This window comes from Streptomyces sp. NPDC007162 (assembly GCF_040634175.1).
Lineage (GTDB): Bacteria > Actinomycetota > Actinomycetes > Streptomycetales > Streptomycetaceae > Streptomyces.
In genome coordinates this window covers 1-10,287 of sequence record NZ_JBEYFC010000328.1, presented here as the reverse complement: position 1 = coordinate 10,287, position 10,287 = coordinate 1, and the positions used below count along the sequence as shown (strand labels likewise).

Sequence of the window (10,287 nt, the reverse complement as noted above, 5' to 3'; positions counted from 1 at the left end):
TGCCGCGCCAGCCCCTGGTGCGGCACTTGGCCCAGCTCTGCCCGGCCCGGCTGCGGCCGGGCCGCCGTAGCCACCGCCGTATCCGGATGGGGCGGGTGCGCCGCCGTAGCCGGAGCCGGAAGGGGGGGATCCGACCGGGCTGCCGCCACCGCCACCGCCGCCCGTCGGATCGACGACCGCCTCGATCCGCCACTGCACACCGAACTGCTCGGACAGCGCCTGACGCAGCACGTCCTCGCTGCCGCTGCTCGCGAAGTTGTCGCGGGCGCCGGCGTTGACGAAGCCGATCTGGAGGGTGGCACCGTCGAAACCGGTGACCTGGGCGTTCTGGCTGAGCAGGATCCAGGTGAAACGGCGGCGGTTCTTGACCGCCTCCAGGATGTTCGGCCACAGGACACGGGGGTCGAGACCGCCGGCGGGCACCGCTGAAGGGGCTGGGGGCGCCGGTGCCTGGGCGGGGGCCGAGGTCGGGGTCGGCGTGGGGGCGGAGGCCGGGGGTTGCTGAGCCGCCGGGCCGCCCGGGCCGGTACCCGCACTCGTACCCGCACCCGCGCTCGCGCCCGTGGGCCAGCCGCCGGGGCGGCGGGCGCCGCCACCCGCGGAGGCCGCCGTGGGCCAGGCGCCCGGCGCGGGGACGGCTGGGGCGGGAGCGGGGGCCGCTGCGGCGGGGGCGGAGGGCTGCTGGACCGGAGGTGCCGGTGGTACCGGCTGTGCCGGAGGCGCCGGCGCGGCGGCCGAGGGCTGCTGAACCGGTGCGGGCGCCGGAGGCTGAGGTGCCGGAGGCATGGCCGCGGGGGCCGCTCCCCCTCGTACGGCGGCCCGTGCCGCCGCCATCCCGCCCCCCGGCGGAACCGGGGGCCCGGCCGGAGCACCGCCCGGGGCCTGCGGGTGCGCGTCGGGCCCGGGAACGTACCCCATCGCGGGCGCGGCGCCACCGGCCGAGAAGTTGACGCCCCGCTCCAGCCGGTCGAGGCGGGCCATGACGGACCGCTCGTCGCCGTACGCGGCCGGCAGCAGCACCCGGGCGCAGATCAGCTCCAGCTGGAGGCGCGGAGAGTTGGCGCCGCGCATCTCGGTGAGCCCCGCGTTGACGAGGTCGGCGGCGCGGCTGAGCTCGGCCGCGCCGAAGGTGCCCGCCTGGGCCTGCATGCGTTCGAGGACGTCGGCGGGGGCGTCGAACAGCCCCTTCTCCGCGGCGTCCGGGACGGCGGCGAGGATGACCAGGTCCCGCAGCCGCTCCAGCAGGTCGGCGACGAAACGCCGCGGGTCGTTGCCCCCCTCGATGACGCGGTCCACGACCTCGAAGGCGGCGGCACCGTCCCCGGTGGCGAAGGCCTCGACGACGGAGTCGAGCAGGGAACCGTCCGTGTACCCGAGCAGGGAGGTGGCCATGGCATAGGTCACACCGTCCGGCCCGGCCCCGGCGAGCAGCTGGTCCATGACGGACATGGAGTCACGCACGGACCCGGCTCCGGCCCGCACGACGAGCGGCAGCACGCCTTCCTCGACGGGGATCTGCTCCTTGCCGCACACCTCGCCGAGGTACTCCCGGAGCGTCCCCGGCGGCACCAGCCGGAACGGGTAGTGGTGGGTCCGGGACCGGATGGTCCCGATGACCTTCTCGGGCTCGGTGGTGGCGAAGATGAACTTCAGATGCTCCGGGGGCTCCTCGACGACCTTGAGCAGGGCGTTGAAGCCGGCCGACGTGACCATGTGGGCCTCGTCGATGATGTAGATCTTGTAGCGGCTGCCCGCGGGTCCGAAGAAGGCCTTCTCGCGCAGGTCACGGGCGTCGTCCACACCACCGTGAGAGGCCGCGTCGATCTCGATGACGTCGATGGATCCCGGGCCGTTCCTGGCGAGGTCGCGGCAGGACTGGCACTCCCCGCAGGGGGTCGGCGTCGGACCCTGCGCACAGTTCAGGCAGCGCGCCAGGATCCGCGCGCTGGTGGTCTTCCCGCACCCACGCGGCCCGCTGAACAGGTACGCGTGATTGACCCGGTTGTTCCGCAGCGCCTGCTGCAACGGGTCGGTGACATGCTCCTGCCCGATGACCTCGGCGAACGACTCCGGGCGATAGCGGCGGTACAGCGCGAGAGACGACACACCTACGAGGTTATAGGCGCCCACTGACAACCCACCCCGCCGAAGACCCCCGGGCCCGGCGAACGCAAGCGCCCCCCACGCACCCGCCAGAGCCGACCTACCCTTGCTGCCTTCCGGCCCTGGGGGAGTTCAGTCAGATAGCGCCGCGTGAGGGGCTCCGCACAGAGTACCCGACGTCAGCGGGTAGGAACGAGTTCGCGAGCACTCCTCTCGGTCATGTAATGTTCCCACCGGAGGATTCGCCTAGAGGCCTAGGGCGCACGCTTGGAAAGCGTGTTGGGGGCAACCCCTCACGAGTTCGAATCTCGTATCCTCCGCCAGTGCCTCACCGGGCACGATGTCGAAGGGCCCCGCTGCTTGCAGCGGGGCCCTTCGACGTTGTCCGTCTCACTTTCCGTCTCAGTTCGTTTCCGGGAGCTCCCAGAGCGCGTCGCCAACTTGCTGCGCGACCTTTCGGAGCATGGTCCCGGTCACGTGCATGTACCGGGCGCGCATCCGGGCCGCTCCCCCGGGCTCCCAACCCATGATCGAGTCGATCACGACGTCCGGGACTCCGAGGATCAGGAGGACGGTCGCGGCGGTGTGGCGAGCGTCATGGAGACGGCCGTTCCGGACACCGGCATCCCGAAGCAGCCGCTTCCATGAGTGGAAGTCGGTGTTCGGGCTCAGCGGCCCGCCGATCGGCGAGGCGAAGACGTACCCCTTCCCCTCCCAGTCGGCACCGGCGGCGATCCGCTCCCGCTCCTGGGCTTCCTGGTGCTGGCGGAGAATCTTGATCAGCGGATCAGGCAGGCCGATGGTGCGCCGGCCCGCGCGGGACTTGGTGGACTTGTGCTCGCGGCGCGTCTGCTCCCGCTTGGGGCAGTAGCCCGCCTTCCGGCCGCAGGGTTCGCCGCCGCAGCCGTGGGCGTACTTCGGCCGGAGCCGGTTCTTGCGGATGCGGGCGTACCCCGCGTCGAGGTCGACGTCTTCCCAGTGCAGGCCGAGCGCCTCACCTTGGCGAAGGCCGAGCGCAAGGGCTACGACCCAGCGCGCACTGTTGCGAAGCTTGGCCGCCTCAACGAGCAGGCTCTGAACCTCCTCGATCGTGTACGGCTCGACGTCCTCCTCTTCGAGACGGGGAGCCTTGGCGATCTCTGCCGCGTTCATGGCGACGTGCCCGCGCCGTACGGCTTCACCGAGGGCGACCCGGATCGTCCGGTGGGCGTGGTGGGCGGTGCCGGCGGAGCTCCCGGAGGCCTGCATCTTCCGGTAGAAGCGCTCCAGGTGCTCCGGCTCCAGGCGGTCGAGCTTGTGAGCGCCCAGGCCGGGCACGAGGTGAACGCGTACGTCTACCTCGTACCCGTCGTACGTGTTCTCCGAGACGTACGGCTTGGCGATGTTCTCGACCCAGTGCTCAAGCCAGGCCTGGAGCGTCCAGCTCTGCCCCGGCTTCCTGAGCTTCTTGTCGTCCCGCGCCCGCTCCATCTCGCGGACGGCTTTGGTCACCTCCGCCTTGGTCTTGCGTTCGATGTGGCGGCGGTCGGGCTTGCCGTCATCACGGACGCCGACCGTCACCCGCCCGTGCCACTTGCCGTCCTTGCCGAGGTAGATGGTCGAGGCCCCGTTGGGCTGGCGGGTGCGCTTCTGCTCTGCCATGTCGTCCCTCTCAGGCCGCGTGGGCGGGTCGGTGGCGGAGCTTGGCCACGTAGGCGGGTACGGCGTCGGCGGGGACCCGGCGGAGCCGCCCGACCGTGACGGACTCGATCTCTCCCGCGAGGACGAGGCGAAAGCACGTTGTGCGGCCGATACGGAGTCGACGGGCAGCTTCCTCCACCGTCAGGAGGACCAAGGACGGGTCGGAGGTCTCGGGCACGGTGGCGAGTCGGGGCTCAGCCATGGGTTGGTTCTCCTTCCGTTCCGGGGGCGGGTTCGAGGGATGCGGCAAGCCAGGTCTCGGCGGCGCTCAAGCCAGTGCCGGCGAAGACCCAGTGGGCGAGGACGTACGTCGTGTCCGGCTGAGGGTTGGCGGCTGCGGTCGCCGCTTGTGCTCGGCGCCATTCGGCGCGGGCGTCGCGGAGGGCGCCGAGGGTGGTGGAGTAGCGGCGGGATTTGGTGGAGAAGTGGCCGCGGAAGCCGAGCATGTGGGCCCAGGCCCGCAGGCGGAGGTGTTCGAGGCTCTTGCGGGCGCCGAGGGTCCAGGCGGTTCGGATGAGGCGGCGGGCGTGGTCGCTGATGTCAAGCTGGGCGAGTTCGGCGGCGAACTTCAACGGGCGGTCGAGGGCGCCCGTGGCTGTCTCGGCTCCCTTGGTGGCGTACTTGGCGATGTAGGCGGCGACGGCGCGTTCGGTGAGTTCCTGGCCGTTGTCGAAGTCGGCGGAGCGGATGGTGCGGACGTCGAGTTGGCGGCCGAAGGCGAAGGTGCAGGTGCGGCCGTCGAGGGTCGGGCCGTCGACGCGGACCTTGGTCGCGGCAGCCTCAATGGCGTCGGTGAGGAGTTCAGCGGTAGCCCAGGGCGGGGGCGGGGTGTCGCCGCCCTGCGGCCCGTCGAGGCGGATGACGGCGTGGAAGTGGACGGCGCCGCGCTTCTGGTACTCGGCGACCTTGGCGAACGAGACGCGGGCATGGTCACGCAGGCGGCGCTGCGACAAGCCCGCGCGCTTGGCTACCTGCCGGCGGAGATAGATCGAGAAGCGCCGCCAGAGGACACCCGCGTGGGCGTTCCAGAGAACGGCTGCTTCGTAGTCGTAGGTGTCCGGGTCGAGCGGAGTGCCGAGGGCGTCGTCGTCCTGGTCGTGGTGGGCGCCGCAGCGGCAGGGACGACCGTCGGTGCGGCGGTTGTGGACGGGACCGAAGCCGGGAGCGGTGAAGGTGGCAAAGACGCGCGGGTGGGCGGCGACCTGTTCCGGGGTGCCCTTGCCGCCCCGGAGTCCGGCGGTGATCAACTGGAAGGTGTCGCGGCGGTAGACCTCCGCGCAGGCCGCGCAGCGGGTCGTGCGCCGGTTGTTGCAGCGGACGAGGAGTTGGCCGGCCGGGAGCGCCGACGAGTCGAGGTGTTGGAGAACACGGCCGATCTCGCCCGTCGTGGTGTCGACGTCGTATTCGGTGCGGCGGCCGTCGAGGCGGATGGGGTTGGTGCAGCCGCCGAGGCCGGAGAGTTGGCGGAGGATACCGGGCAGGGTGCCGCCCGAGGCGAGGTTGGCGAGTTCCGGGAGCGGGGGCGGGGTGGTGCGGGTGAAGATGGCTGGCTCCTTCTGGCTGGCTCGGTCAGGAGTGACGGGCCCCGGGGCGGCCGGATGCTTGGCGGTGTCGTGGCCGCCCCAGGGGTCGGGCAGAGGGATTAGCGCCGGTTGTGTTCGCGCAGCAGCGAGCGCAGGACCACGGCGGCGATGGCCACGGAGATGGCCGAGACGGCGACGGCGGTCAGGAGCGCGGTGAGGACCACACCACCCGTGAGCACGGCGACGACGGCGCCGGTACTGACGGAGACGGCCGGGAGCGCGGAGCGCCGGACAGGGGCCGGGTCGGTCGGGGCGTGGGTGTGCGCGGGCGGCGGGGTGGGGCTGTCGGGGTACTTGGGCAGGAACACGGCCAGATTCTCCTTATCTACTCGTCTAGTCATGCGAGCCGTTTATGACGTCCACGCCGGAGCGCGTACCGGTCTCGATGGCGGGGGCCAGGAAGGTGTGGGAGAGCCAGAAGCCGAAGAGGGCTACCAGGACGACGACCCAGGCACGGACGCCCAGGAACCTGACTGCGCCCCAGGCGAAGAAGCCGAGTACGACGACCAGCGGCAGACTGACGGTCATGGCGTTCGGGGTCCTTTCAGCGGACGGGGCAGCGGTGAGTGCGGGCGGCGAGTTCGGCGGCGGCGCGGCTGTCGTAGTCGGCGGAGAAGCCGCAGCGCGGTGCGGTGCAGGCGGCGGTGTGCTTCTCGCGGCCCCGGTCGTCGTAGGCGGTGCCGACCCGGACGGGGCCGATACGGATGACGCTGCGGAAGCGGCGGTTGGCGGTCATGGTCAGTCCTCCTGTCGCAGGCTGGAGCCGAGGAATTCGTTCAGGATCCGGGCCGCTTCGGCAGCGTCCGACGTGCGATCGGCGGCCTCTTCGGCGAGGAGCCGGGCCAGCGTCGGGCGCCCGGTGTCGGCCATCTGGCGGGCCGCTTCGAGGTAGTCGACGGCCGTGTTGAAGCAGAGCGGCATGGTTCCTCCAGTTCAGGTGAGTTGGGCGGCGATGGCTTCGGCCATGGGTGTCGGGATGCCGAGGCGGGCACGGAGAGTCGGGGTGTCGATCGGGGCGCCGGTACGGGTGTGGTGTTCGGCGGCGACCTTTCGGGCGTGGTCGACCAGGGCGGCCGGGACCGGGACGGGCGGGCGTTCCGGCAGCGCCTCGATGACGGGTGGGGCGGGGGTGGCTTCGGGTTCGTGCTCTGGGTCTTCGATGACGTCAGCGCCGATCTCGTCGGTGTCCGCTTTCGGCGGCGAGTGGGCGAGAAGGGTGCCGCCGAGGAAGGCGACGGCGGGCCAACCGGCCACGAGGATGCGCAGCCAGGCCGGGACGTTGCTGAGGTCGAGGAGGCCGGCGGTGGCGACGTTCGCGCCGAGGGAGGCGACGAGGGCGATGACGAACCAGCACCAGGCCGCCGCCTTGGCTGTACCGGAGCGGAGTCGACGCCATGCGGCGACGAGCAGCAGGTCAACGCTGATCGGATAGGCCCAGGCTTTCCACCCGTCTTGTCCGGCCGCCATGGCTACGTCGTGGAGGTGGGCGAAGGACAGCGCGGCAGCGATGAGCGCCTGAACCAACACCGCGTCGACACGGCCGAGGTGGACGCGCACGGTCCGGCTCCTTTCGGTTTCGGGCATGGGAGGGGTAGGGACCTGGCGCGAGGCGGTCACGCCGACCGATGCGAGGAAGCGAGGACGGTCAGCCGGTCACCGGACGCGGCTGGACGACCGAGGCCGGAGCCTCGACCGGGTGCACCGGCACGGCGGGCCGGAACGGCTTGAGGGCGGGGACCTCGGGGACCAGGTCGGCTGAGTCGTGGCAGATGGCGGCAGCGTCGGCGAGGGAGAGGTAGGGGGTGCGGATGCGGGACCAGCCGCCGGAGGTGTCGCCCGCGACGGCGAGGCCGGGCATCTCAGGAGCGATGGAACAGGCGGCGTAGACGGCCTCGGGGGCGATGTCGCCGAGGGCCATCTTGGCGGAGGCTTCGTCGTTGACGCGGTGGCAGACACGGCCGGTGAGCTGGGCCCGGAGCATGGTGGCGCCCTTGCCGAGTTCGGCGCCGAAGCGCTGCCCGCACACCTCCAGGTAGATGCCGGCCGCGCGACCGAGCTGCGCGAGGCGGATGAGCAGGGTGACCATCTCGTCCCGACGTTCCTCGTCCTTGCGAGTGGCGGTGAGGAAGAGTTCGGCCACCTCGTCAACGAACAGGACCATGGGCACAGGGCGTTCGCTCTTGGGCAGGCCCCAGATGTCAGAGGTGATCTCCTCGTCCGGGGTGCCGGGCGCGATGCCCTGCCGCTCCTTGATCAGGTCGTATCGGTCCTCCATTTCCTTGACCAGGACGGGCAGCAGCTCGGCGGCTTCGTCCGGGTCGGTGGCGAGTGCGGAGAGGCGGGCGGCGAAGGGCGCCAGTTCGACGCCCCGCTTGCAGTCGATGCCGACGAGCGCGACACCGTCCTGCCGGGCGAGCCCGGAGATGAGGTGGCGCAGGTACATGGACTTGCCGGACAGGGTCGCGCCGAGGGTGAGTTGGTGGGGAACGGTGCGGTAGTCGCGGACGAAGGGCATGGCGTCCTCGCGCAGCGCCACCGGCACCTTCAGGAAGCCGCCCCCAGTCTTGCGGGGCATCCGGACGCGTCGCAGGACGTCGTAGCCGACGAGCCGCAGCTCGACGACACCCGGCTTGATCGTGGTGACGTAGACGGCATGGACTCCCCATGCGTGCCGCAGGCGTTCGGCCGAGGCGGCGACGTCAGCGGGTTCCTGGCCGGGAGCAAGCCGGAGCCGAAGCCGCAGCCCGGTCGAGGTGGGACGGAGAATGCCCCGGCGGGGCGGGACCGCCCGGACTTCCCGCCGGGTAGTGGCCTTGACGGCGAGAACCCGCAGCCGGGAGGGCGCCACGGTCAGGCCGCAGGCCTCCATGACAGAGCCGTACGAGCTGAGCAGGCGGACCGTGGATATCGGGCCGCCGACCGCGGACCAGTAGAGCGCCGGGTACTTGGCCCGGGTGTAGGCAGCCCCGCCGCCGAGCACGGCGACAGGACCACCCACTTCGAGGAGGGACGTCAGGTCAGTCATCAGGCGGTGGCCCCCATGGCGGCCGGGAACGCAGCCGGGGTGACGGCGGCGGCCCGGTAGGCGATGCCGTGACGCTGCTGCCCGTTGAACACGGACTCCCACGGCCGGGCGACGAGGCCGGGGAGCGAGACCGGCGCACCGAGGTTCAGCCCCTCGGAAACGCCGCCCTCCGGCACGGTGACCTTGATCAGCGAGGACTCCCCGTCCTCGATGTAGACGACGCCGATGGTCATCAGCGCCTCACCGCTCACCGCGTCCTTGGCGATCTCGCCGGTCTGACGGTCGCGGACCTTCGGCTCAGGAGCCTCGGTGAGGAGGATCGTGGCGGCGGTGGTCTCCACACGGATGGTGCGCACAGCACACTTCCTATCTACTCGTCTATACATGTAGCGATCCGTGAACCCGATCTCCCGGGCTCACGACGATCACCCTGCCACACAACTTGCCCACTCGTCTATACGAGTATGCGTGTTGGGGTGTACGAGTTCGGGGAAGCGTGCCCGCGCACCACCGCAAACCATGACGATCAGGTCGCCGGAAGCTGGTACGACAATACGTACGCGTCCGCCGCCATGACCGTGTCGCACACCTCCACGGCCCGTCCCTCGGTGTCGAAGGCGGTCCGGATCAGGTGAATGACCGGCACACCGGAAGCCAGCCGGAGCGTCTTCACCTCGTCCGGCGAGGGCATCCGGGCGCGGATCTCCTCCTCGAAGTGGTCGAGGTGGTGGCCCAGCTCTTCGAGGCGGGCGTAGATGCCGCCGGGACCGGGGTTGGGTTCGGCGATCTGGGTACCGCGGGCGATGTCGAGAGGGAGGTAGGAGGTGGCGAACTCGACCGGCCGGCCGTCGAGGAGGTACCGGCGCCGCCGGGCCAGCACACGCCGCACGGACCCGAGCCGGGTGGAGATGTCCTGACTGGCCTTCTCTTCCTTGACCTCAAGACTGTCGACCTGAGGATGACTGCCGGCCGCGTCCGCCTCCACGATGAACGCGGACTTCCCCTGCTCCCGATGACGGCGGGCGAACCGGTCGGAGGCGAGGCGCCGCACGGGCGGCCGGGGCCGGACGAACACCCCCTTGCCGTGCTCGGCATGGACGAGCCCTTCCCCCTGGAGGATGGAGAAAGAGTTCCGGACCGTCATCCGGGACACCCCGTAGTGCTCGACAAGCTCAGCCTCTGAAGGCAGCTTCTCGCCCTCTCTGAACCGCCCACGGTCGATGGCCTCGCGCAGCTGGTCGGCGATCTGCCGGAAGACCGCACGATCGCTCGTGGGGTCGAGATCTCCGAGCAGGCCCGAAGGAAGAGCAGGGCTCACTTGTACTCCTTTAGGTATCTAGACGAGTGGGCGAGTGTTGTTGCTACGGTGGAGAGCCTAGCCAGCCGAGAGGGCCGAGGAACGTGAGCACAGAACGCCCGCACTCCGTGAGCGTCGCCGGGGTCGTCATAGACGCCCGCGGCCGGGCCCTCCTGATCCAGCGCCGCGACAACGGCAAGTGGGAACCGCCGGGCGGTGTCCTCGAACGCGAGGAGACCATCCCCGAGGCCCTGCAACGCGAAGTCCTCGAAGAGACCGGCATCAAGATCGCCCTTCCGGCGACCCTGACCGGCGTCTACAAGAACATGACGGGCCTGATCGTCTCCCTGGTCTTCCGCTGCCAGGCCGCCGACGGCACGCCCACGACCGGCGACGAGACCCGCGCCCTGCGCTGGGCCACCCGCGAAGAAGTCTCCGAGCTTGCCGACGAGGCCTACGCCATCCGCGTCCTGGACGCGATGGACGCGGTGTCTCCACCGGCGATCCGCGCCCACGACGGCGTGAAACTCGTCTAGCCCGAACCCGCTGCACATGGCGGCCTACCAGCACGAAGGAACTTGTATACACGAGTATACGAG

Annotated in this window: 13 protein-coding genes, 1 tRNA gene and 1 other RNA gene; 2 read left to right on the top strand and 13 right to left on the bottom strand. The window is 70.8% G+C overall.

Annotated elements, in window-relative coordinates; all coding sequences use genetic code 11:
• The coding region (locus ABZ646_RS30630; RefSeq protein WP_360525856.1) for a DNA polymerase III subunit gamma and tau at positions 1 to 2,106 on the bottom strand (2,106 nt) is incomplete at its 3' end.
• Positions 2,107 to 2,167: 61 nt separating this feature from the next.
• Positions 2,168 to 2,266, bottom strand: an RNA gene (gene ffs / locus ABZ646_RS30625) — signal recognition particle sRNA small type.
• 72 nt (positions 2,267 to 2,338) lie between these two features.
• On the opposite strand from ffs, the gene ABZ646_RS30620 reads away from it, so the two are divergent.
• Positions 2,339 to 2,426: transfer RNA gene (locus ABZ646_RS30620), tRNA-Ser, on the top strand.
• Between the two features lie 79 nt (positions 2,427 to 2,505).
• Here ABZ646_RS30620 and ABZ646_RS30615 read toward each other — a convergent pair.
• The 11 genes from ABZ646_RS30615 to ABZ646_RS30565 all read right to left on the bottom strand — a co-directional run bounded on the left by ABZ646_RS30615 (position 2,506) and on the right by ABZ646_RS30565 (position 9,709).
• Positions 2,506 to 3,744 carry a tyrosine-type recombinase/integrase gene (locus ABZ646_RS30615; protein ID WP_360525853.1) on the bottom strand — a complete coding sequence of 413 codons (1,239 nt, stop codon included), beginning with the start codon at positions 3,742 to 3,744 and terminating at the stop codon, positions 2,506 to 2,508.
• Between the two features lie 10 nt (positions 3,745 to 3,754).
• Positions 3,755 to 3,985, bottom strand: a complete 231-nt coding sequence (locus ABZ646_RS30610) for an excisionase family DNA-binding protein (RefSeq protein ID WP_360525850.1) — start codon at positions 3,983 to 3,985, stop codon at positions 3,755 to 3,757.
• On the bottom strand, positions 3,978 to 5,264 hold the full coding sequence (locus ABZ646_RS30605) for a replication initiator (protein WP_360525862.1): 1,287 nt from the start codon (positions 5,262 to 5,264) through the stop codon (positions 3,978 to 3,980). The genes ABZ646_RS30610 and ABZ646_RS30605 overlap by 8 nt, the downstream gene beginning before the upstream one ends.
• Positions 5,265 to 5,425: 161 nt before the next feature.
• A complete protein-coding gene (locus tag ABZ646_RS30600) occupies positions 5,426 to 5,674 on the bottom strand; it encodes a SpdD protein (RefSeq protein WP_351317000.1) in 249 nt (82 codons plus the stop codon).
• Positions 5,675 to 5,699: 25 nt separating this feature from the next.
• Complete coding sequence (locus ABZ646_RS30595) at positions 5,700 to 5,894, bottom strand: hypothetical protein (protein ID WP_351746698.1); 195 nt, start codon at positions 5,892 to 5,894, stop codon at positions 5,700 to 5,702.
• A 16-nt stretch (positions 5,895 to 5,910) separates the two neighbouring features.
• Complete coding sequence (locus tag ABZ646_RS30590; RefSeq protein ID WP_360525846.1) at positions 5,911 to 6,102, bottom strand: mobile element transfer protein; 192 nt, start codon at positions 6,100 to 6,102, stop codon at positions 5,911 to 5,913.
• A gap of 2 nt (positions 6,103 to 6,104) precedes the next feature.
• Positions 6,105 to 6,287, bottom strand: coding sequence for a hypothetical protein (locus ABZ646_RS30585; RefSeq protein WP_360525843.1), 183 nt, complete (start codon positions 6,285 to 6,287; stop codon positions 6,105 to 6,107).
• 12 nt (positions 6,288 to 6,299) lie between these two features.
• Entirely contained in the window at positions 6,300 to 6,923 is a 624-nt protein-coding gene (locus tag ABZ646_RS30580) for a DUF2637 domain-containing protein (protein WP_360525840.1), read from the bottom strand.
• Between the two features lie 88 nt (positions 6,924 to 7,011).
• Positions 7,012 to 8,391, bottom strand: a complete 1,380-nt coding sequence (locus tag ABZ646_RS30575) for an FtsK/SpoIIIE domain-containing protein (RefSeq protein ID WP_360525837.1) — start codon at positions 8,389 to 8,391, stop codon at positions 7,012 to 7,014.
• A complete protein-coding gene (locus ABZ646_RS30570; protein ID WP_352222640.1) occupies positions 8,391 to 8,747 on the bottom strand; it encodes a hypothetical protein in 357 nt (118 codons plus the stop codon). Before ABZ646_RS30570 ends, ABZ646_RS30575 begins: the two co-directional genes overlap by 1 nt.
• Before the next feature lie 170 nt (positions 8,748 to 8,917).
• The gene (locus tag ABZ646_RS30565) at positions 8,918 to 9,709 is read right to left on the bottom strand and encodes a GntR family transcriptional regulator (RefSeq protein ID WP_360525834.1); all 792 of its coding nucleotides are present in this window, start codon (positions 9,707 to 9,709) and stop codon (positions 8,918 to 8,920) included.
• 107 nt (positions 9,710 to 9,816) lie between these two features.
• Between ABZ646_RS30565 and ABZ646_RS30560 the strand changes: the two genes are divergently transcribed.
• On the top strand, positions 9,817 to 10,224 hold the full coding sequence (locus ABZ646_RS30560) for an NUDIX hydrolase (protein ID WP_360525859.1): 408 nt from the start codon (positions 9,817 to 9,819) through the stop codon (positions 10,222 to 10,224).
• Positions 10,225 to 10,287: the final 63 nt, after the last annotated feature.